General features: G+C 71.8%; 25 protein-coding genes. 13 read left to right on the top strand and 12 right to left on the bottom strand.

Features of this window, described 5'->3' with window-relative positions:
• Positions 1-250: 250 nt before the first annotated feature.
• Positions 251-1,489 (bottom strand): TIGR03862 family flavoprotein, encoded by a 1,239-nt coding sequence (locus AAHG03_RS26545; protein WP_342154783.1) that lies wholly within the window; start codon positions 1,487-1,489, stop codon positions 251-253.
• 298 nt (positions 1,490-1,787) lie between these two features.
• On the opposite strand from AAHG03_RS26545, the gene AAHG03_RS26540 reads away from it, so the two are divergent.
• Entirely contained in the window at positions 1,788-2,804 is a 1,017-nt protein-coding gene (locus AAHG03_RS26540) for a TerC family protein (RefSeq protein ID WP_342154781.1), read from the top strand.
• A 116-nt stretch (positions 2,805-2,920) separates the two neighbouring features.
• Positions 2,921-3,214 carry a hypothetical protein gene (locus AAHG03_RS26535; protein WP_342154779.1) on the top strand — a complete coding sequence of 98 codons (294 nt, stop codon included), beginning with the start codon at positions 2,921-2,923 and terminating at the stop codon, positions 3,212-3,214.
• Between the two features lie 130 nt (positions 3,215-3,344).
• On the opposite strand, the gene AAHG03_RS26530 is transcribed toward AAHG03_RS26535, so the two are convergent.
• Entirely contained in the window at positions 3,345-3,923 is a 579-nt protein-coding gene (locus AAHG03_RS26530; RefSeq protein ID WP_342154777.1) for a type 1 glutamine amidotransferase domain-containing protein, read from the bottom strand.
• Between the two features lie 151 nt (positions 3,924-4,074).
• Here AAHG03_RS26530 and AAHG03_RS26525 point away from each other — a divergent pair, with 151 nt between their 5' ends.
• On the top strand, positions 4,075-4,281 hold the full coding sequence (locus AAHG03_RS26525; protein ID WP_342154775.1) for a hypothetical protein: 207 nt from the start codon (positions 4,075-4,077) through the stop codon (positions 4,279-4,281).
• Between the two features lie 184 nt (positions 4,282-4,465).
• Positions 4,466-4,903 carry a translation initiation factor 2 gene (locus AAHG03_RS26515; protein WP_412759801.1) on the top strand — a complete coding sequence of 146 codons (438 nt, stop codon included), beginning with the start codon at positions 4,466-4,468 and terminating at the stop codon, positions 4,901-4,903.
• 206 nt (positions 4,904-5,109) lie between these two features.
• Here AAHG03_RS26515 and AAHG03_RS26510 read toward each other — a convergent pair whose 3' ends face one another.
• Positions 5,110-5,496, bottom strand: a complete 387-nt coding sequence (locus tag AAHG03_RS26510) for a hypothetical protein (RefSeq protein WP_056247901.1) — start codon at positions 5,494-5,496, stop codon at positions 5,110-5,112.
• 346 nt (positions 5,497-5,842) lie between these two features.
• Between AAHG03_RS26510 and AAHG03_RS26505 the strand changes: the two genes are divergently transcribed.
• Positions 5,843-6,052, top strand: a complete 210-nt coding sequence (locus tag AAHG03_RS26505; RefSeq protein ID WP_009866236.1) for a cold-shock protein — start codon at positions 5,843-5,845, stop codon at positions 6,050-6,052.
• A gap of 170 nt (positions 6,053-6,222) precedes the next feature.
• On the top strand, positions 6,223-6,447 hold the full coding sequence (locus tag AAHG03_RS26500; protein WP_342154769.1) for an AsnC family transcriptional regulator: 225 nt from the start codon (positions 6,223-6,225) through the stop codon (positions 6,445-6,447).
• Positions 6,448-6,559: 112 nt separating this feature from the next.
• On the opposite strand, the gene AAHG03_RS26495 is transcribed toward AAHG03_RS26500, so the two are convergent.
• A complete protein-coding gene (locus AAHG03_RS26495; protein WP_342154767.1) occupies positions 6,560-7,402 on the bottom strand; it encodes an inositol monophosphatase family protein in 843 nt (280 codons plus the stop codon).
• Between the two features lie 305 nt (positions 7,403-7,707).
• Here AAHG03_RS26495 and AAHG03_RS26490 point away from each other — a divergent pair, with 305 nt between their 5' ends.
• Both AAHG03_RS26490 and AAHG03_RS26485 read left to right on the top strand, forming a co-directional pair.
• On the top strand, positions 7,708-8,205 hold the full coding sequence (locus tag AAHG03_RS26490; protein ID WP_342154765.1) for a DUF6101 family protein: 498 nt from the start codon (positions 7,708-7,710) through the stop codon (positions 8,203-8,205).
• Between the two features lie 246 nt (positions 8,206-8,451).
• The gene (locus AAHG03_RS26485; RefSeq protein WP_412759800.1) at positions 8,452-8,877 is read left to right on the top strand and encodes a hypothetical protein; all 426 of its coding nucleotides are present in this window, start codon (positions 8,452-8,454) and stop codon (positions 8,875-8,877) included.
• A 46-nt stretch (positions 8,878-8,923) separates the two neighbouring features.
• On the opposite strand, the gene AAHG03_RS26480 is transcribed toward AAHG03_RS26485, so the two are convergent.
• From AAHG03_RS26480 to AAHG03_RS26455, 6 genes are all read right to left on the bottom strand, one after another.
• Positions 8,924-9,322, bottom strand: coding sequence for a DUF3775 domain-containing protein (locus tag AAHG03_RS26480; RefSeq protein WP_342154763.1), 399 nt, complete (start codon positions 9,320-9,322; stop codon positions 8,924-8,926).
• A 672-nt stretch (positions 9,323-9,994) separates the two neighbouring features.
• Positions 9,995-10,573 (bottom strand): NUDIX hydrolase, encoded by a 579-nt coding sequence (locus AAHG03_RS26475; RefSeq protein WP_342154761.1) that lies wholly within the window; start codon positions 10,571-10,573, stop codon positions 9,995-9,997.
• Between the two features lie 9 nt (positions 10,574-10,582).
• Entirely contained in the window at positions 10,583-10,816 is a 234-nt protein-coding gene (locus AAHG03_RS26470) for a sulfurtransferase TusA family protein (RefSeq protein WP_342154759.1), read from the bottom strand.
• 81 nt (positions 10,817-10,897) lie between these two features.
• Positions 10,898-11,326: a hypothetical protein gene (locus AAHG03_RS26465; RefSeq protein ID WP_342154757.1), complete on the bottom strand. Its 429-nt coding sequence runs from the start codon at positions 11,324-11,326 to the stop codon at positions 10,898-10,900.
• A 144-nt stretch (positions 11,327-11,470) separates the two neighbouring features.
• The gene (locus tag AAHG03_RS26460) at positions 11,471-12,841 is read right to left on the bottom strand and encodes a glutamate--cysteine ligase (RefSeq protein WP_342154755.1); all 1,371 of its coding nucleotides are present in this window, start codon (positions 12,839-12,841) and stop codon (positions 11,471-11,473) included.
• A 366-nt stretch (positions 12,842-13,207) separates the two neighbouring features.
• The gene (locus AAHG03_RS26455) at positions 13,208-13,957 is read right to left on the bottom strand and encodes a 16S rRNA (uracil(1498)-N(3))-methyltransferase (protein ID WP_342154753.1); all 750 of its coding nucleotides are present in this window, start codon (positions 13,955-13,957) and stop codon (positions 13,208-13,210) included.
• 281 nt (positions 13,958-14,238) lie between these two features.
• Between AAHG03_RS26455 and AAHG03_RS26450 the strand changes: the two genes are divergently transcribed.
• From AAHG03_RS26450 to rmf, 3 genes are read left to right on the top strand one after another with little or no spacing between them, the layout of a single operon-like run.
• Entirely contained in the window at positions 14,239-14,835 is a 597-nt protein-coding gene (locus tag AAHG03_RS26450) for a hypothetical protein (RefSeq protein WP_342154751.1), read from the top strand.
• Positions 14,836-14,846: 11 nt separating this feature from the next.
• Positions 14,847-15,788, top strand: a complete 942-nt coding sequence (gene ubiA / locus AAHG03_RS26445; RefSeq protein WP_342154749.1) for a 4-hydroxybenzoate octaprenyltransferase — start codon at positions 14,847-14,849, stop codon at positions 15,786-15,788.
• Positions 15,789-15,827: 39 nt separating this feature from the next.
• Complete coding sequence (gene rmf / locus AAHG03_RS26440) at positions 15,828-16,016, top strand: ribosome modulation factor (protein WP_342154747.1); 189 nt, start codon at positions 15,828-15,830, stop codon at positions 16,014-16,016.
• A 23-nt stretch (positions 16,017-16,039) separates the two neighbouring features.
• Here rmf and AAHG03_RS26435 read toward each other — a convergent pair whose 3' ends face one another.
• Together AAHG03_RS26435 and AAHG03_RS26430 are read right to left on the bottom strand one after the other, a co-directional pair.
• Entirely contained in the window at positions 16,040-16,177 is a 138-nt protein-coding gene (locus AAHG03_RS26435; RefSeq protein ID WP_342154745.1) for a hypothetical protein, read from the bottom strand.
• Positions 16,174-16,395, bottom strand: a complete 222-nt coding sequence (locus AAHG03_RS26430) for a hypothetical protein (protein WP_342154743.1) — start codon at positions 16,393-16,395, stop codon at positions 16,174-16,176. The genes AAHG03_RS26435 and AAHG03_RS26430 overlap by 4 nt, the downstream gene beginning before the upstream one ends.
• Before the next feature lie 146 nt (positions 16,396-16,541).
• Here AAHG03_RS26430 and AAHG03_RS26425 point away from each other — a divergent pair, with 146 nt between their 5' ends.
• The gene (locus tag AAHG03_RS26425; RefSeq protein ID WP_342154741.1) at positions 16,542-17,393 is read left to right on the top strand and encodes a DUF6502 family protein; all 852 of its coding nucleotides are present in this window, start codon (positions 16,542-16,544) and stop codon (positions 17,391-17,393) included.
• Entirely contained in the window at positions 17,390-18,730 is a 1,341-nt protein-coding gene (locus AAHG03_RS26420; protein ID WP_342154739.1) for a DUF5666 domain-containing protein, read from the top strand. The genes AAHG03_RS26425 and AAHG03_RS26420 overlap by 4 nt, the downstream gene beginning before the upstream one ends.
• Positions 18,731-18,871: the final 141 nt, after the last annotated feature.

Raw genomic sequence — 18,871 nt, 5'->3', positions numbered from 1 at the left:
GAAAACAAACCCTGCACTTCCAGCATCGATCACCTCCTGTCTATAAGGAGGCGTCAACGCATGGCCTTCAACGCGGATCGACGCGCCGAAAAGTCATATGCGATAGCCCTGCCGCAAGGGGGAGGGGTAGGGGTGGGGGTGGTGCCGGATGAGGCTCGGCAATCCATCCTGAACCACCCCCACCTCCGGCTCCTCCCCGCAAGGGGGAGGAGAGCGCCCGGCGCGGGTAGACGCCGAACTCAGCCCTCTCTCAGCCCCCCTCCCCCAGCCAATCCAGCATCCCCCGCGCCGCCGCCCGGCCGCTGGCGAAGGCGGCTTGCAGCAGGTAGCCGCCGGTGGGGGCCTCCCAGTCCAGCATCTCGCCCGCCGCGAACAGGCCGGAGCGGGCGCGCAGCATGAAGCGCGCGTCGAGTTCACTGAGCGTCAGCCCGCCCGCGGTCGAGATCGCCCGCGCGATCGGGGCCGGCGCCGTCAGCCGCAGCGGAACCGCCTTGATCGCTGTTGCAAGCGCATCGGCCTCGCTGGGAAGCGCGTTGGCGTGGGCCTCGCGCAGCAGCGCGGCGGCGACGCCGTCGAGCCCCGCCGCCTTGCGCAGGCGCGTCGACAGGCTCTCGCCGGGGCGCGTCCGGCCGAGTTTTTTGGCGAGGGCGCCCGCGTCGAGATCGGGCCGCAGGTCGAGGACCAGGGTGGCGGCGCCGTCGCGCTCCACCGCCTCGCGGATCGGGCGCCCCAGCGCGTAGATCACGCCGCCCTCGATGCCCCCCGCCGTCACCACCGCCTCGCCCCGCGCGTGCGCGTCGCCGATCCGGGCGGCGATCCGCTTGAGCGGGGCGCCCGCGAAGCGCTCCGTGACATGCGCCGACCACGCGACGGCGAAGCCGACATTGGCGGGCCGCAGCGGCGCCACCGCGAGGCCGGCGCCTTCGAGCAACGGCACCCAGGCCCCGTCCGAGCCGAGGCGCGGCCAGCTCGCCCCCCCGAGCGCCAGCAGCGCGGCCCGCGGGCGGACGCTCAAAGAGCCGTCCGGCGTCTCGAAGGCGAGCGTGCCGTCGGCCCCGAGCCCGGTCAGGCGATGGCGGGTGCGGATCGCGACGCCGCCCTCGGTCAGCCGCGCGAGCCACGCCCGCAGCAGCGGCGAGGCCTTGAAGCTCTTCGGGAACACCCGCCCGCTCGACCCGACGAAGGTCGGCTGGCCGAGCGCCTCGCACCAGTTCCGCAGGGCTTGCGGCGGATAGGCCTCGATCGCCGCTGCGAGCGCGGGCTGCACCGGATGGTAGCGGGCCAGGAAATCCGGCAGCGGCTCGGTATGGGTCAGGTTGAGCCCGCCGCGGCCCGCGATCAGGAACTTGCGCCCGACGGACGGCATCCGCTCGTAGACGGTGACGGCCTGCCCCGCCCCGGCCAGGGTCTCGGCGGCCATCAGCCCCGCCGGCCCCCCGCCGACGATCGCGATTTCTTTTTGGAATTCGCCGCTGCGATCCGTGTCCATGCCACGGGGGAGGCCCCGCCGGGCCGCGTCTGTCAAGCGATCACGAAAGACGTGATCGGCGCATCGCGCACGCGGCCCCTTGAATCGCCGCGGACCGCCCTCCACCTGCGCCGTATCGGCTGCGGGCCCCTCTGGCGGGACGCGCGGGCGTGCCTCATCGCGATGCTTCCCCCTTGCCCCCTTGGGAAGCCCTCCCGCCGCCCCGGCGGGATCATCTTCGCCCGAGGACGCACCGACGCGTCACGTGATGTCGGAGTCGATGCTCTCCTTTCGGCAGAAGCATCAAGGTCCCATCGCTATGGAATTCTTCACTTACGAGTGGCTCGGTAAGCCTGTCTGGATGTGGGCGGGCTTCCACGCCCTCGTGGCGGGCCTGCTCGCCTTCGATCTCGGCCTGCTCCACCGCGACAAGAACCACGAGATCGGCGTGAAGGAGAGCCTTCTCCTCACCGCCTTCTACTTCACCCTCGGCCTCGCCTTCGGCGGCTGGGTGTGGTGGATGCTCGGCCCCCAGGCCGGCCAGGAATACGTCACCGGCCTCGTGATCGAGAAGTCGTTGTCGATGGACAACGTCTTCGTCATCGCGGTGATCCTGACGTCGCTCGGCGTGCCGCGGGCGGCGCAGCACCGCGTCCTGGTCTGGGGCATTTTGGCCGCCGTGCTGCTGCGCGGGCTGATGATCGGGCTCGGCTCTGCGCTCGTGCAACAGGCGCACTGGGTGCTCTCGGTCTTCGCCGTGTTCCTCCTCTTCATCGGCCTCAAGATGCTGATCTCGAAGGAGGACGAGGCGAAGGACGTGCGCGACGGCGCCGCCTTCCGCCTGCTCAAGCGCTTGGTGCCCATCACCGACGAGCTGCACGGCCAGCACTTCACCGTGCGGAAGGCCGACCCGAAGACCGGTAAGACCGTGCGCTGGCTGACCCCGCTGGCGGTGGCCCTGGTGCTCGTCAACGTGGCCGACGTGATCTTCGCCGTCGATAGCGTGCCGGCGATCTTCGCCATCACCACCGACCCGTTCATCGTCTACACGTCGAACATCTTCGCGATCTTAGGCCTGCGCGCCCTCTACTTCGCGCTCGCCGCGATGGTGGACCGCTTCGCCTACCTCAAGACGGCGCTCGCCTTCATCCTGCTGTTCATCGGCGCCAAGATCATCGTGGCCGACACGTTCGACCTCGTGCATCTGCCGCCGTGGGTGTCGCTCGCCGTCACGGTTTTCCTGCTCGCGGGCGGCATCGGCTACAGCCTGTGGCGCACCCGCGGAGCGACGGATACCGGGGGCGCTGCGCACGGAAAGGTCGCGACGAGCACCTGACCCGATCCGGCACGGTCGTGGCGAACCGCGTTGCGCGGTTCGTTCACGATCCTGCGCGATGATGGAAAAGACCGGGGAACCGGTCGCGTTCCCCTCGCGTTCGACGGCCCACGATCATGCGGCGTTTCCTGACGAGCGGCATCAAGGCGATCCTGGCCATCGCCGTGCTCTCCACCGCGGCCCACTGGGCCCTTCGCCTCCAGCGGGAGCCCGCGGCCCCCGCGCTCCCCGTCGCGGCGGCGCTGCCCGATCCGGTCAGCACCGGCTCGATCACCCCGCGCAAGGTCGAGCCCTTCCCCGGCGCCTCGGTGCAGACCGCGAGCGCCGACGGCTTCGATCAGGAGCACCTCGCCAAGCTGATGGCCGGCGCCTCCGCGGCCAAGGCGCAGAAGGCGGCGGCCCGGCGCTGATCCCTACAATTCCCCTCATCCTGAGGTGCCGCGCAGCGGCCTCAGGATGAGGGTCAGGGTAGGATGAGCGACGATAGAAGCCGCCGACGCGGTGCGTCGGCGGCTTTGCTCGTTCAAAATCCCAAAAAAATCAGGCGGCGAGCTGGCGCGGCTCGTGGCGGCCTTCCTTCACCTCTTCGATGATCTTGGCGACGAACGCGTCGAGATCGTCGGGCTTGCGGCTGGTGACGATGCCGCCGTCGGTGACGACTTCCTCGTCCACCCAATCACCGCCCGCGTTGATCACGTCGGTCTTGATCGACGGGAACGAGGTCAGGGTGCGGCCCTTCACGGCGCCGGCCTCGATCAGCAGCCACGGCCCATGGCAGATCGCGGCCACGACCTTGCCCTCAGAGAGGAAGCTGCGGATCACGTCGAGCGCCTTCGCCTCCAGGCGCAGCTTGTCCGGGTTGATCTGCCCGCCGGGCAGCACCAGCGCGTGGTAATCGGCCGGGTTCACGCTCTCGACATCGAGATCGACCGGCACGGACTGTCCCCAATCGGTCTTGTCCCAGCCCTTGATGGCGTCCTTCGACTGGCGCGATTGCGGACTCGCGACGTGGACCGTGGCCCCGGCCGCCTTGAGCTTCTCCAGCGGCACGGTCAGTTCGCTCTGCTCGAATCCGTCGGTGGCGACGATGAGGATCTTGGCCTCGCCGATATCGGGCATGCTCGGGCTCCTGTGATGGGCGGATATGGCAGGCCAACCCTGCGCCGCCGGGCCGGTTCCTGCGGCCAATCCCCTAGGAAACGTCACGGAACCCCTCCGGCGAGCGGGTGTTGGACCCACACACCCGACACCGCAAGCCAGAAGAGGCTCCATGGCCAATCCCGGCATCCCGACCCCCGACCCCACCCCCGGCGACCTGCCGCCGCCGCCCCAGCCGGACGACCAGCCCGATATCGGCCCGACCGGCCCGCGCTCCCCCTATCCGGTGGACGAGCCCGGCATCGGCGAGCCGAAGGGGCCGGGCTCCGAGCCCGACTACCTCCCCGGCGGCCCGACCGATCCCGGCATCCGCATGTAATCGACGCTGCAACCGCCCCCGCCTTCCAAGGTGGAGGCGGTCCTTTGTTACTTTTCGGAGATAGGCATCCTGTCCCGGCAGCGTTTTCCCGGCCTTTCGCGTCGGCACGCTTGCGTTGCCCCGTCCCCCGGCGGACAACCCGATCATCCGCCCGCAGAGGCGGCGTTTCGGGGGGCATCGTTCCATGGTTCGTCAGTGTCTGGCCGTCGCGCTCGTCGCGGCGGGGGTGTCGGCGTGCGGCAGCATCACGCGCGGCACGTCGGAGATGATCACGTTCACCTCGGCGCCCGCGGGCGCGGCGATGACGACCTCCACCAACCGCTCCTGCCCGGCCACGCCCTGCGCCCTCGACATCCCGCGCTCGGAGGAGTTCGACGCCACCTTCACCCTGCCGGGCTACCGGCCGCAGACGGTGCCGGTGCGGACCAAGCTCGTCGGCTCGGGCGCGGCGGGCTTCGCCGGCAACGTGCTGGCGGGCGGCGTGATCGGCATGGGCGTGGACGCCTATAACGGCGCCGCCTTCGACCACGTGCCGAACCCGGTCATCGTCACGATGGTGCCGGATGCCCTGCCGAGCGCCGAGCGCGCGCGCGGCCCCCGCCGCGGCCGTCCGGGCGTTTGATCCTTTTTGGGTGTTCAGCGCGAGCCTTTACGACGGGCTCGCCCCACCCATCCGCCTCATCCTGAGGTGCCGCGAAGCGGCCTCGAAGGAGGGCTCCAGTGGTTCGCGCGATCCCTGGAGCTCTCCTTCGAGGCTCGGCCTTCGGCTGAGCACCTCAGGATGAGGGGGTTTGGTGGGATGAAGGGTTTGGACCGAGAGCCCGGCCCTCAATGCCCCCCGTGCGACGTGCGCACGTCCCGCGGCGCCGCCAAAATCTCGCTGAGGCTGGTGGCGACGTGGCGGGCTTCCTCGTCGGTCAGGCGCAGTTGGAACGGCGGCAGGGCGCCGGCCTGGAGGGCGACCACCGCCTGGCCCTGCTCGTCGGTGCCGACCTCGATCGCCGAGGAGGTCACGTCGAGCATGGCGATGTCCTCGTCGTTCTCGTCGGGCAGATCGACCTCGTCGCCGTCGTCGATCGCGGTGAGGAGCTGGCCCACGGCGCGCACGAGCGCGCGGGCGGCGCGGGCGTCCATCACCACCGCCGTCGATTGCTCGTCCTTCTGGAAGGAGAGCTGGATGTTCGCGCCTTCGAGGGAAACCGAGATGCCCGCCATGAACCGCCCGACTGCGTGGGGAATGCCGCTCAAGAACGCCCCGGCATAAACGCCTGGGCCCTCACCCTTATATGCACCCGCACCGGGCTTTGTCACAGGGTGGGAGACTGCGCGGCAGACGGCCGCCCGGGGCGGGGCAGGCCCCGCCTGCGGCGTCCCTGCCGGGTCGAGGCGCCTTGTTAAGGCCGCATCGAGCGCCTAGATAGGGACATGACGGGAGCGGCGGCCCTCATGCCGCATGCTTTCCACGGCCCGCACCCGTCTATCCGTACATCGACGGATGAAACGACGCGCTCGCTGCGCGCATACCCTTGCGCGTGGGCGAGCCAGAACGAAGGAAGTTTTCGTGGATACTGGTACTGTCAAGTGGTTCAACGAGACCAAGGGCTACGGCTTCATCCAGCCGGATAACGGCGGCAAGGACGTGTTCGTCCACATCTCCGCCGTCGAGCGCGCCGGCCTGCGCAATCTCGTCGAGGGCCAGAAGGTTTCCTACGAGGTTCTGACCGACAAGCGCAGCGGCAAGGACGCCGCCGGCAACCTCCAGGCGGTCTAAAGACCACTACGGGGATGGTGAACCCATCCCCGACGACGACGCGGCCCCCGCCCGCCTGGACGGATCGCGGGTGCCGCCTGACAAGACGACGCCAACGACAATCAGAAACGACACCGGCCGGCTCAAAGAAAAGTCGCGGACATCCGGTGAGAGAAAGAACAGACAAGAAAATGCAGTTCGAGTTCCGGCGCCATGCGGGCGCCCCTTCGCCCGTCACCGACGCGGCGACCTTCCGGGTGGACCGCCTGATCGAGACCGCGGCCCGAGGCCCGGCCGATCTCAGCCACCTGATCGACCCTTCCTACGAATACCACTCGCCGCGCGAACTGCGCTGGCATCTCGCCGAGCGGCTCGGCCTCTCGCCGCGGGCCGTGCGGCTGCGCGAGGCGGCTTAAATCAGTGCGCGGAACCTGACCGAAGGTCAGCCTCCGCGCGTCCGGCGGACGACCGCCGCCCCGCAGTCGCGGGGGCGGCCCGCCATGCTCGCAGCATGGCAGGCCGATTTCCTCAACCATTCCCCCGCGCGAGCGCCGCCAAAGCGGGCTCCTGCAGCGTCCGCGGTACGGCGATGAGTTCGCCGTGGCGCGGCTCCGGGCGGTTGTAGACCGTGGGGCGACCGTCGAGGTCGCACACCACGCCGCCCGCCTCGCGCAGGATCAGGTCGGCGGCGGCCAAGTCCCAATCCCGCGAATCTTTCGAGACGAGGCCGAGGTCGATCACGCCCTCGGCCACGCGCGCGAGCCGCAGCGCCAACGAGGGCACCCGCTCGACCCGCGTCACCGCGGGCTCGGACCCGAGGCTCGCGGCGCCGCCGAGCAGGCGGTCCTGCATCGGCTTGGGGCCGGTGATGCGCGCCCCCTCCAGCGCCCCTTGCGCCGAGGCGCGGATCGGCGCGCCGTCGAGCGTCGCCCCCTCGCCCGCGATCGCCTCGTAGAAGCGTCCCGTGGCGGGCGCGAACACCACGCCGAGCACCGGCTCGCCCGCCTCCAAGAGCGCCACCGCGATCGACCAGTCGGGATGGCCCGAGAGGAAGGCGCGGGTGCCGTCGATCGGATCGACGATCCAGACCCGCTGCGCGCCCAGGCGCACGGGGTCGTCGATGGTCTCCTCCGACAGCCACGCCGCCGCCGGCTCGACCTCCGACAGGCGCACCTTGAGGAAGGTGTCGACGGCGACATCGGCCTCCGTCACCGGCGAGCCGCCCGACTTCGACCAGACCCGCGCGCGCGTCTGCCCGCCGGGCTCGAAGAACGGCAGCGCGAGGCCGGCCGCCTCGCGCACCGCCGTGCGCAGCAGCGGCGCCAGCGCCGCGACGGACGGCGCCCCGGACGAGGATGTCGTGTCGGTCATGGGCTCGCTTGCAATGATGTGCGCCGCGGGAGGCCGGCGGCGTCTTTTCGTTTTAAGGGCGAAGCCGCTTCCCTCACAAGGACGCGCCGTCGCATCCCTGCCGTGCCGCGGTGCGGCGTCGCCCGGCGATACACCGGTCTTTCACCGATCGCGAAAACGGTCCGTTGAGCATTCCGGAGACTTCGGGGCCGTCCACCATCGCTTAACGCTCACTCTTAAGGCGCCTGGGGGGTGCGGTGGGGCCATATGCTTGTCATGACAGCGCGTCCGCCAGAGACCGCGACCCAGGACAAGGCATCGAACCGATGATGACTTTCGAGATCCCCGCTCTGGACTGCCCGGCCGCGAACGAAGACGATGCGATCCGTTCGGTCCTCACCATCGCCCCGACGCCGCTGCCGGTCCTCGGCAAGGGTCACGCCGTCCCGGTCGGTGCGGCGCTCGCCTTCGACGACGACGCGGCCGAGATCACCGGCGAGGATCGCTTCGCGCTGCTGCTCGTCGATGCCGAGGGCGAGGTGCTGATGCGGCTTGCCGGCTTCACCGAGGAGGACGTGGTGGCGCAGTGGCGCGACCTCTCGGCCAAGGGTGGGCTGACCCGGATGTTGCTGCGCGAGGACGGCAGCCTCGTCCCGGTCTCGCAGCAGATTGGCCGCCTCGCGCTCGGCCGCAGCCGCCAGCGCCGCCGCAACGGCTCGCTCAGCGGTCGCCGCCCCCGCTTCCTCACCCGCCGCAAGGCCACCCGCCTGCCGGCCCGGCCCTGCATCCATCGCGGCGAGAACGAGCTGTTTTCGCGGGGGTGAGACGGTGTTCTGACGAAAAACCCGGACGCCCACCGTCCGGTCGGGCCGCTTCGTCCGGCCGAGACGAAGGCCCCTGGTTCGCCGCTTCGATCCGTCTCCGGCGGGCCCGAATGGTGCGGTGCACGTGCCGAAATGAACCATGGCCGGAAACAACCGTTGAAACGGCTCAGTCGGCCCCGCGGCGACGGCAACGGTCGCGCCGGCCGGAGGGCTGCGAGGGGAGCGTTTCGAACGGAGAGTACGACCTTGCCCATTCCCTCATTGCATCCGGCGATCCGGCGGCTGTCGCTCGCGACCGCCCTCGTCTGCGCCCCGCTCGCAGCCTCGGCGCAGGACATCGTCGCGCCGGACGACGCGCCCGAGATCGAGATGCCGGCGGCGCCCAAGCTCGGCTCGGGGCTGCCGAAGGGCGCGCTGGTGTTCCACGGCAACTATTGCGGCCCCGGCAGCCGCGGCGCCGGCCTGCCGCCGGTGGACGCCCTCGACCGGGCCTGCATGCACCACGACGCCTGCTCGCCGCCGGTCGGCCAGGGCCTGCCCTCCTGCGCCTGCAACGACCAACTGGAGCGCGAGGCCTCGCTGGTGGCCCACACGCCGCGCCTGCGCCAGGACCTGCGCACGACCGCCGAGTTCGTCGCCGTCGGCGCCAAGGTGCTGGCCTGCGAGCCCTGACGAAAAAGGGGGCCGGATGCTCAGGCATCCGGCCCCCTTTTTCGCGTTACGCCTCCGGCGCGTCCATCGCGATGCCGAGGCTGTCGAGGCCTTCCTCCAACAGGGCCGCCGCGTCCGGCGTGCCGAGCAGTTCGCGCACGGGGCTGTCGCCCGCGACCTCGCGTTCCTTGGCCATGCGCACCGCCTCGCCCCATTCCGCGGCCTCCAGATCGCCGCGGCCGATATAAAGCAGGGCCATCAAGTTGCTGCGCTCGTCCTCGTTGAGGCCGGCGATGGCCGAGGCGATCTCCTGCTCGGTGGCGTCGTCGGTGCCGCCGACGAGCACGTCGGCCGCCCCGTCATCGACCGGGTTCGAGCCCGAATCCGGGTCGGTCGCCCCTTCCTTCGCCTCGACCGCCCGCAGCCGCAGGATGATCTCGGTGACCTTGTCGAGGGCGATGTCCATGTCCGACTCCACTGCGCTTTCTTCACGGAAGCCGCGCCCGACGGGCGCGCGCTTGCGCCCGCAGTGAACCCGGAACTCGGCGTCCGGTTCGAGCGGGGGTGACGAAAGGCCAGAGCATCGGCCCGAAAGGTGGGAACCGGCTTTCGGCAAAAGCCGATGCGGTACAAGAACCTAGCGGAGCGGGGATCGGGATCAGTCGCGCTTCGCGTTCAGTTCCTCGGCGCGGCGATGCCACATCAGCATCAGGCCGGAGACGATGAGCCAGGGACAGGCGATCCCGATGAAGAACAGCATGAACGTCTCCCAGGCGACGGGTGCCGTTCGAAAAGGGCGCCGGCCCGGCGCGGGGCCGGACGCGAGCAAAGCCCCTGGCCCCGTTCCGCCTCCGGAATGATAGCCGGCGCCGCCCTTCCGGCAAGGCTCGGGCCGGCACAAAGTCCGGGCAGGGGCGGCGGTTTCACCGCCGACGCCGCTTCCCACCGCCGTCATTCCGGGGCCGCGTCAGCGGAACCCGGACCCGAAGGGGCGCGCTGGAGGCGTGCAATCCACCCGTGATGCGCGGTGCCCGGTCGCAGCCGAGCCGTCGCGGCCAGTCGTGGATTCCGGGTTCCGCTTCGCGGCCCCGGAATGACGGTGGTGTTTTAGGGTGATGCGTAAGTCGTCTACAAAAAATCAGCCGAACAACTCCGGCCGCCGCAGGCGCAGGGCCTGGACCAGGGTGTAGGTCTTCAGGTCGGTGAGTTCGCCGGCCTCCGCGAGCGCGGCGAGGTCGGCGAGCGGCATCTCCGTGACGGTGATGCCCTCGTGCTCCTCGGCCAGGCCGCCGCCCGCGCCCTCGCGGTCGGCGGGGGTGTAGGGGCCGAGGAACAGGTGCATCCGCTCGGTCGAGACACCGGGCATGGTCCAGACCGTGGCGACCGGCTCCAGCGCGGCGAGGCGCACGCCGGTCTCCTCGAACGCCTCGCGGCGGGCGCCCGCCTGCGGGTCGGGCTCGTCGAGGAGGCCGGCGGGGGCCTCCAGCATCTCCGGCACGGCGGCGGCGAAGAAGGGCGGGGCCCGGAACTGGCGGATCACCAGGGCGACCCGGCGCGCGGCGTCGTAGGGCAGCACGCAGACCGCCTCGCCGTGGTCCTCGATCTCGCGGGTGGCCTCGTGCCCGTCGGGCAGGGTGACGTCGGCGATGAGGAAGCTCGCCCAGCCGTCATGGACCGTGCGGGTGCCGCGGATCTTCGGGAGGGGGCTGTCGGCCATGATTCGTCCTCAAGCCTGTCGGCGGATCAGGAAGCGGAAGGCGGCGCCGTCGCGCTCCTGCGCTTCCAGCGCGGCGCCTTCCTCGCGCACGGCGTGGGGGATGTCGATGCCCGCCAGCGGATCGGTGCAGGTGACGCGCAACCGCCCGCCCGGCGCCAGAGACCGCAGGGCCTTGCGGGTGCGCAGCGCCGGCAGGGGGCATTTGAGCCCGCTCAGGTCGAGGTCGATCGGGGCGTCGGACATCGCGCCGGCCCATAGCACGGAAAAACCCCGCCGGCTTGCGCCGACGGGGCCCTGAAAAGCTCTTCGCGGAAGGCGTCTTAATTACCAGCCGTAATAGCCGCCGTACCCGCCATAGGCCGGGTAGCCGTAACCGCCGTAATAGGCCGGGCGGGAATAGTAGACCGGGCGGGCATAGCCGTAGCCGCCGTAGCCGTAGGCCGGGTAGCCGTATCCGCCGCCGTAATAGCCGTAGCGCGGGGCCGCGCTCGCGGCGAGCGCGCCGCCGATCAGGCCGAGGGCCGCGCCCGCGAACAGCGCGCCGCCGACATTGCCGCGGCGCCGATAGCCGTAGCCGCCGCCGTAGTAACCGCGGCGCCAGCCGACGTGATCGACGGTGGTCTTGGTGCCGCCGACGAGGTCGCCGGTCAGCGCCGGGAGCGGCGCGGCCTGGGCGGCGGGGGCGGTTCCGACGACGGCCAGACCGGTGATGGCGAGGCCGGCCAGCATCAGGGTCGTGATGCGCGACGACATGGGGGTTCTCCTGAGGTGTCACGAGACCCTCAGGAACTTTTTGTTAGGATTTGCGTTCCATCGCCCGAACGCGGCCGTGAGCAAAATGTGCCCGGCCGCACATTCCGGTGCGTCGGCGCGATTTCGCCGGGATCGGCGGGCGCCTCAGAACGTGCACTCCGAAAAAGCCGGATCGACACATTTGGCCCATTCGCCCTCGTAGGCGGCCAACAACTCCTCGGCCCGGCTGCGCCCGGCGGCGACGATGGCCTCCAGCGGCTGGAGATAGATCGCCTCGTCCCGGCCCGACGCGTCGCGGCGGGCGCGTGCCTGCAGGCCGGCCCGGGCGATGGTGAGCGCCTCCGCCGCCACCGCGCCGAGGCTGCGCCCGCCGATGCAGGCCGCGAGCCCGAGCCGCGGCACCGCGGCGCGCAGGGCCTCGCGCTCGGACGCGGTCCAGCCGCGCACGAGGTCCCAGGCGGCGGAAACCGCGCTCTCGTCGTAGAGCAGCCCGGCCCAGAGCGCGGTCTGCGCCGCGATCATCGCCGGCCCGCCGACATCGGCGCCGCGCATCTCGAGGAAGCGCTTCAGCCGCACCTCGGGGAAGACGGTGGAGGCGTGGTTGGCCCAGTCCGACACGGTGGCCCGCTCGCCGGGGAGTTGAGGCAGGCGCCCCTCCATCAGGTCGCGGAACGAGGCGCCGGAGACGTCGTGGTAGGTCTCGCCGCGCTTGACGAAGTACATCGGCACGTCGAGCAGCCAGTCGACGTACTGTTCGTAGCCGAACCCGTCCTCGAAGGCCTGCGGGAACATGCCGGTGCGGTCGGCATCCGTATCGCGCCAGATCTCGGAGCGGCGCGACAGGAAGCCGTTCGGCCGCCCGTCGGTGAAGGGCGAGTTGGCGAACAAGGCGGTCGCCACCGGCTGGAGCGCGAGGCCGACGCGCAGTTTGCGCACCATGTCGGACTCGGAGGAGAAATCGAGGTTCACCTGCACGGTCGCGGTGCGCAGCATCATGTCGAGGCCGAGTGTGCCCACCTTCGGCATGTAGCCGCGCATGATGCGGTAGCGGCTTTTCGGCATGAACGGCGTGCCCTCGCGCGTCCATTTCGGGCTCATGCCGAGATCGAGGAAGCCGATGCCGAGCGGCTCGGCCGCGCGGCGCGTGGCCGCCAGATGCTCGTCGAGTTCGGCCACGCTGGCATGCACGTCGGGCAGCGGCGCGCCGGACAGCTCGAACTGCCCGCCGGGCTCGATCGAGATCGCCCCGCCGCCCTCGTTGTTGGCGAGCCCGATGATGTGGGCCCCGTCCAGGATCGGCTCCCAGCCGGTCTCGCGGCCGAGGTTTTCGAGCAACGCCCGGATGCCGCGCTCACCCTCGTAGGGCACCGGCGTGCGGTCGGCCGTGTAGAACGGAATCTTTTCGTGTTCCGTGCCGAGCGCGAAGCGCGTCGCCGGCTTCTCGCCGTCGGAGAACCACGCGATCAGTTCGTCGCGCGAAGTCAGCGGGGTCGTGTCGGACGTGTCGCGCGCCATGCGCTGCCTCGTCAGCCGGTGGTGGGGCAAAGGCGCGAAAAAAGGCCCGATCCTGAAGACCGGGCCCGCGATCGGCCACGCCGGAGATGTCGTGTCCTTAGAGCAGGCCGCAAGAGCCGACAACGCGGAGGGGCGTCACGGTGCCGGTATGGCGGGATGGCCGTGAGCCGACCGAGGAATATCGATCCCTTTCCCGTCATTCCGGGGCCGCGCAGCGGAACCCGGAATCCACGACTGGCCGCGACGGTTCGGCTTCAGCCGGGCTTCGCGCATCACGGGTGGATTCCGGGTTCGCCTGCGGCGCCCCGGAATGACGGCGGAGGGTAGAAGCAAGGGCGGAAGGCCCGGTACGCCGCCTCCGATCCCCTACCGCGCATCTCCCAGCACCGCCTGCACCAGCGCCATGACGGCGACCGCCGCGGTATCCGCCCGCAGGATGCGGGGGCCGAGCGAGAGCGCCACCGTGTTCGGCCGCGCCGCGATCAGGGCCCGCTCCTCCGCGTGAAACCCGCCCTCGGGGCCGACCAGCACGGCGAGCGGCGGGGTCTTTCCATCGGTGGCGCCGCGGAGCGCCGCGACCGGGTCGGCGACGGGGGCGTCCTCGTCGCAGAACACCAGCAGGCGCTCGGGCTCCAGCGCGTCGAGCGCCGCGGGCAGGCGCTCGGGCTCGGCGATGGCCGGGATCGCCAGGATGCCGCATTGCTCGGCGGCCTCGATCGCATTGGCGCGCAAGCGATCGAGCTTGATCCGCTCGCCTTGGGTGAAGCGGGTGAAGACCGGGCGCAGCGTGCCCGCGCCCATCTCCACCGCCTTCTGGGCCATGTAGTCGAGCCGGCCGGTCTTCAGGGGGGCGAACAGGTAATGCAGGTCCGGCGGGGCCGGCTGGGGGCGCGTGCGCTCCACCACCGTCAGGTCGGCGCTCTTGCGGCCGTTGGGGAGGATGGCGGCGCGCCACTCGCCGTCGCGGCCGTTGAACAGCAGCACCGGCTCGCCCTCGGCCTTGCGCAGCACGGTGAGCAGGTAGTTGGCCTGCGCCCGCTCCAGGGGCAGGACGCGCCCCTCCGCCAAGTCCGCCTCGACGAACAGGCGCGGCGCGGTGAAGTCGTAGAGGGCCATGCCGGCCTCCTCGCGTGAGGGCCCGGCGCTGTCAATCGCGGGAGGTGGTGCCGTTCCGCAACACTACCCTTTTTTCCGCCTTTTGCCCACGGCCTAGACCGCTTGGGAGGCCGCGGCACCATTGGCGCCACATTCCCGTGCAGGAACAAACTTACGAAACATCGCAAGGCCTGATCGGCGAATTCGGGGCGCGCACGCCGCGCCGGGAGCCGCCATCGGGTGGGGCTGCGAGAAGCGGGGACGACACCCGCCGCGGCCGACAGGGAAAGGACCGAGCCCTCATGACTGCGCCGTCTGCCGCCTTCACCAAGATCGCCGCTTCGCTGGTGACCCTCGCGCTCCTGTCCGGCCCGGCGCTGGCGCAGGGCGCCTTCGGCCAGATGCCGGCCCCCTCGATGGAGGCCAACGCCGAGCCGGCGCCCGTCGCCCCGCCAATGAGCATGCCGATGCCGACCACCACGACGCCGGCCCCGGCGCCGCCCCAGGGCGGCACCGATTGCAGCGCGATCCAGAAGACGCTGCTGGAGCGCAAGAACCTCGTCGGCAAGGCCAACGCCGCCTCGAACTCGAAGCAGAAGATGACGCCGCAGCAGGCCTGTGCCCTGTTCGGCCAGCTCCAGTCCAACGGCGTCGCCGGCATCAAGTGGATCGCCGCCAACAAGGAATGGTGCTCGATTCCCGACTCCTTCGCCGAGGGCTTCCAGGCCGACCACAAGCGCGTCGGCGACATCCGCTCCAAGGTCTGCAACATGGCGGCCCAGGCCACCAAGATGGAGGCCCAGGCCCGCGCCCAGGCCCAGAACGGCGGCGGTGGCGGCGGCCTGCTCGGCGGTCCCGGCCTGACCGGCAGCTTCAAGATGCCCCAAGGGGCTCTGTAAGCGCCCCTTACTTGCCTCCCCATCCTGACGCCGGCCGCGTCGCCGACGCGGTCGCCGGCCACTGGGTCGATCGGCTCGCGCCGGCCCGCGCCCGGCCCTATCTGCGCCTCGCCCGGATCGAGCGGCCGGTCGGCTGGTGGCTGCTGCTGCTGCCGTGCTGGTGGTCGGCGGCACTCGCCGGCATCGCCGCGGGACGCGCGCCCGATCCGCTCCATCTCGGGCTGTTCCTGATCGGCGCTGTGGCGATGCGCGGCGCCGGCTCGACCTACAACGACATCGCCGACCGCGACCTCGACGCCCAGGTCGAGCGCACCCGCTCGCGCCCGCTGCCCTCGGGGCAGGTGAGCACCAAGGCCGCCGCCGCCTTCCTCGTGGCGCAGGCGCTGGTGGGTTTCTGCGTGCTGCTGCAGTTCAACCGCACGGCGATCCTCGTCGGGATGCTCTCGCTGGCGCCGGTGGCGATCTACCCGTTCATGAAGCGGATCATGCCGCTGCCCCAGGGCGTGCTCGGGCTGGCCTTCGCCTGGGGCGCGCTGATGGGCTGGGTCGCCGTGTTCGGGCGCGTCGAGGCCCCGGCCCTGTGGCTCTACGCCGGCACGGTCGCCTGGATCGTCGGCTACGACACGATCTACGCGGTGCAGGACATCGAGGACGACGAGATCGCCGGCATCAAGTCCTCGGCCCGCCTGTTCGGCAGCCAGTTGAAACCCCTGGTCGGCCTCTGCTACGCGCTCGCCGCCGCCCTGATGGTGCCGGCCCTCCTCGGCGCCGGCGCCGGCCCCCTCGGCTGGCTCGGCCTCGCGCTGTTTTCCGCCCATCTCGGCCAGCAGGTTTGGCGGCTCTCCCCGCGCGACGGGCGGCTCGCCCTCACCCTGTTCCGCTCGAACCGCGACGCCGGGCTGATCCTGTTCGTGGGGCTGGCCGCGGATGCTTTGTGGCGGGCGCTCGGCTGAGGGCATCGCCTCGGGCTCGCCGCGCGCCATATCCTGTGCATGAGCGACACCGATCCGCACGCCTCCGCCGACGCGGCGATCTCCGAGGGCGCCCGCGCGCGGGCCCAGGGGCGGCCCCGCGACGCCTGTCCCTACGGGCAGAACACGCCCGAGCGCGCGGCCTGGTTCGAAGGCTACGACGGCGCGCCGATGGACCGGGCGCCCGACCTGCCGATCGGCAACGGGTAGGACCGCGTAGGCCGAACGGCCGCTCAGAGCGCCAGCAGCAGCAGGCCCACCACGGCGATCGCCAGGATCAGGCAGAGCGCGAGGTCGAGCACCGTCTCGCCGCCGCAGGGTTCGCGGCCGTCGAAGCGGGGCATCGGGCGGGCGGCGAGCGCCGGCCTCATCGGACGGCGCCCGTCGCGAGGGCGAGGCGCACGGGCGCCGGGCCGCGCTCGGCCAAGCGATCCGCCGCGAGCGCCCCCAGCGCAGGCAGGCCGAGGGCCGCGGCGAGCACCAACCCGCGGCAGAGCGGACGCAGCGAACCGTCGAGGCGCGGACACGGCGCGGGCGCCAGCACCAGCGGCGCCGAATTGGCCGCGAGAAGAGGCCTCAGTTCCCGCATTGTCTCGCCCTTCAATCTCGTGGGAAAATTGACCACGAAAATATGCGTGTGCAAAAATCCCACGTCAACGGGGAAAACACTTTGCAACGGTGCCGGAGCGCACCTCGTGGGATTGTGTCCCACACCCCCGACGCTAAGGTCGGGCGATGTCAGAGACGTCCGACCCCGCTCCGAGCCCGGACGGCGCCGCCCTGCACGGGCCGGTGGCCCGTCTGCTGCGCCCGCTGGTGCGGCTGCTGGTCCGCCGAGGCATCACCTTCCCGGCGCTGACGGATCTGCTGCGCGAACTCTACGTAAACGTCGCCGAGTACGACTTCGCGCTCCCCGGCAAGGAGCAGACCGACAGCCGCGTCAGCCTGCTCACCGGCATCCACCGCAAGGAGGTGCGGCGCCTGCGCGGCGCGGGCGCCCCGGTGAGCCGGGTGCCGGCCACCGTCTCGCGCACGAGCCGGATCGTCGCCCGCTGGCTCGCCGCGCCCGACTTCACCGACGGCCACGGGCACCCGCTGCCGCTGCCGCGCACGGCCGAGCCCGGCGCGCCCTCGTTCGAGACCCTGGTCGCGGGCGTCACCAAGGACGTGCGCCCCCGCGCCGTGCTCGACGAATGGCTCGACCGCGGCGTGGCGGCGCTCGATCCGCAAGGCCGGGTGCAGCTCCTCGAATCGGCCTACCTGCCCCGTGGCGGGGGCGAGCCGCAGCTCTACTATTTCGGCCGCAACCTGCACGACCATCTCGCGGCGGCGGTCGAGAACATTTCCGGCCCCGCCCCCCGCTTCCTCGAACGCGCCGTCCACTACGATGGGCTGTCCGAAGCCCTCGCCGGGCGGCTGGAGGAGCGGGCGCGGGTCATCGCCATGGACGCGCTCAAGCAGGCCAACGCCGAGGCGCACGCGGCCTGCGCCGACGATCCGGGCGGACGCCACCGCTGGAACTTCGGGATCTACATTTTTCGCGAGGCCGTGGAGGCGCCCGAGGCCGAGAAGGCCGGCGCGCCGTGAGCCGGCCCGCGCACCCGACCCGCCGCGGGCTGCTGGCGCTGCTCGCGGGCACCGCACTGGCGTGGCCGCATCCCGTCCGGCCCCAGACCGGGGCCGAGCCGCCGCAGGATCGCGGGATCAGTGGCACCGGGGCGCGGCCCGAGCCCGACGAGCTGCCCGGCGGGGACCGCGGCCTCGGCGGGACGGGGGTGATCGGCACGATCCGCCGGTTCGGCTCCGTCTGGGTCAACGGGTTGCGCATCGCCTACCCGGCCGACGTGCGCGTCACCATCGACGGGCGCCCGGCCCGCGCGGCGGACCTGCGCGTCGGCCACGTCGTGCGCGTCGTCGCCCGCGGGGCCGAGGATCGCTTGAGCACGCGGGCCATCGCGGTGACGTGCGAGGTGGTCGGCCCGGTCGAGGCGGTCGCCCCCGGCCGCCTGACGGTGCTCGGCCAGACGGTCGCGACCGCGGGCCTCGCCTCCGAACAGGGTTTCGCGGTCGGCGCGCGGGTGGCGGTGAGCGGGTTGCGCCGGGGCGACGGCACCATCGTGGCGAGCCTGATCGAGCCCCGCCCCGACGGGCCGGACCGCGTCGCCGGCCCGGTGCGGCGCGGCCCCGACGGTGTGGTCCGCATCGGCGCCCTCGCCCTCGACGGCCTCAAGCCCGGGTTGTCGGGGCGGCGCGTGTCGGTCGAGGGGCGGGCCGACGGGGCCGGCTTCTCGGTGACCACGGCCCGCGACCTCAGCCGTCCGTTCCCGGCGGGGCTCGGTCGCGCCTCGGTCGAGGGCTACGTCGTGCCGGGTGAACGAGGTCTGCGCCTCGGCTCCGGCCTCGCGGTGGCGGGCCGGGCCGGTCCCGGCGCGCTGCCGGGCGCCGGCCCGGCGGTGATCGAGGCGGGCATCGCCCGCGACGGGCGCATGACGATCGAATCCGTGCGCGACGGCGCGTCCCCTCGCGGCGGACCCCTCAACGGCGGCCCCGCGGGCGGCGGACGCCCCGGCGGCGGCCTGCCGGGGAACGGGCCGCCGGGCGGCCGTCCGGGCGGAGTCGATGCACCGTCCGTCCGGCCCGGCGGACGCGAGCCGGCCGGCGGCCTCAGCCCGGGCCGCGGCGGCAACTTCCCGATCGACACGCGGGCCCCGCCCGGCCCAGGCGGCGGGTTTGGCGGCGGCGGTTACGGTGCCCCCCCGCCGGGCGGCTTCGGCGGCGGCCCGCCGGGCTTCAGCGGACCTCGCCCCGGCGGCGTCGGGTTCGGCGGCGCCTTCGGAGGCGGCGGCCCCGGCGGCTTCGGCGGCGGGCCGGGCAGCTTCGGCGGAGGCGGCGGTCCGGGCGGGTTCGGAGGCGGGCCCCGCTGACGAAGCCGTATTGAACGCGGGTCCCCTCCCCCTTGCGGCAGGGCTATCGCATATGACTTTTCGGCGCGTCGATCCGCGTTGAAGGCCATGCGTTGACGCCTCCTTATAGACAGGAGGTGATCGATGCTGGAAGTGCAGGGT

Origin of the sequence: Methylorubrum subtropicum, from assembly GCF_038442325.1 — a bacterium.
GTDB lineage: Bacteria > Pseudomonadota > Alphaproteobacteria > Rhizobiales > Beijerinckiaceae > Methylobacterium > Methylobacterium subtropicum.
Note: the sequence above shows the minus strand (reverse complement) of the source record. Positions and strands in the feature narration are given on the sequence as shown.

Excerpts from the sequence above, each read along its gene's own strand:
- AAHG03_RS26455 (WP_342154753.1), bottom strand. The coding sequence starts at position 13,957 with ATGGCCCTCTACGACTTCACCGCGCCGCGCCTGTTCGTCGAGGCGGAC.
- AAHG03_RS26450 (WP_342154751.1), top strand. The coding sequence starts at position 14,239 with ATGACTGCGCCGTCTGCCGCCTTCACCAAGATCGCCGCTTCGCTGGTG.
- rmf (WP_342154747.1), top strand. The coding sequence starts at position 15,828 with ATGAGCGACACCGATCCGCACGCCTCCGCCGACGCGGCGATCTCCGAG.
- AAHG03_RS26430 (WP_342154743.1), bottom strand. The coding sequence starts at position 16,395 with ATGCGGGAACTGAGGCCTCTTCTCGCGGCCAATTCGGCGCCGCTGGTG.
- AAHG03_RS26535 (WP_342154779.1), top strand. The coding sequence starts at position 2,921 with ATGCGGCGTTTCCTGACGAGCGGCATCAAGGCGATCCTGGCCATCGCC.
- AAHG03_RS26460 (WP_342154755.1), bottom strand. The coding sequence starts at position 12,841 with ATGGCGCGCGACACGTCCGACACGACCCCGCTGACTTCGCGCGACGAA.
- AAHG03_RS26500 (WP_342154769.1), top strand. The coding sequence starts at position 6,223 with ATGCAGTTCGAGTTCCGGCGCCATGCGGGCGCCCCTTCGCCCGTCACC.
- AAHG03_RS26525 (WP_342154775.1), top strand. The coding sequence starts at position 4,075 with ATGGCCAATCCCGGCATCCCGACCCCCGACCCCACCCCCGGCGACCTG.
- AAHG03_RS26490 (WP_342154765.1), top strand. The coding sequence starts at position 7,708 with ATGATGACTTTCGAGATCCCCGCTCTGGACTGCCCGGCCGCGAACGAA.
- AAHG03_RS26480 (WP_342154763.1), bottom strand. The coding sequence starts at position 9,322 with ATGGACATCGCCCTCGACAAGGTCACCGAGATCATCCTGCGGCTGCGG.
- AAHG03_RS26545 (WP_342154783.1), bottom strand. The coding sequence starts at position 1,489 with ATGGACACGGATCGCAGCGGCGAATTCCAAAAAGAAATCGCGATCGTC.
- AAHG03_RS26515 (WP_412759801.1), top strand. The coding sequence starts at position 4,466 with ATGGTTCGTCAGTGTCTGGCCGTCGCGCTCGTCGCGGCGGGGGTGTCG.
- AAHG03_RS26495 (WP_342154767.1), bottom strand. The coding sequence starts at position 7,402 with ATGACCGACACGACATCCTCGTCCGGGGCGCCGTCCGTCGCGGCGCTG.
- AAHG03_RS26510 (WP_056247901.1), bottom strand. The coding sequence starts at position 5,496 with ATGGCGGGCATCTCGGTTTCCCTCGAAGGCGCGAACATCCAGCTCTCC.
- AAHG03_RS26435 (WP_342154745.1), bottom strand. The coding sequence starts at position 16,177 with ATGAGGCCGGCGCTCGCCGCCCGCCCGATGCCCCGCTTCGACGGCCGC.
- AAHG03_RS26470 (WP_342154759.1), bottom strand. The coding sequence starts at position 10,816 with ATGTCCGACGCCCCGATCGACCTCGACCTGAGCGGGCTCAAATGCCCC.
- AAHG03_RS26425 (WP_342154741.1), top strand. The coding sequence starts at position 16,542 with ATGTCAGAGACGTCCGACCCCGCTCCGAGCCCGGACGGCGCCGCCCTG.
- AAHG03_RS26475 (WP_342154761.1), bottom strand. The coding sequence starts at position 10,573 with ATGGCCGACAGCCCCCTCCCGAAGATCCGCGGCACCCGCACGGTCCAT.
- AAHG03_RS26540 (WP_342154781.1), top strand. The coding sequence starts at position 1,788 with ATGGAATTCTTCACTTACGAGTGGCTCGGTAAGCCTGTCTGGATGTGG.
- AAHG03_RS26465 (WP_342154757.1), bottom strand. The coding sequence starts at position 11,326 with ATGTCGTCGCGCATCACGACCCTGATGCTGGCCGGCCTCGCCATCACC.
- AAHG03_RS26530 (WP_342154777.1), bottom strand. The coding sequence starts at position 3,923 with ATGCCCGATATCGGCGAGGCCAAGATCCTCATCGTCGCCACCGACGGA.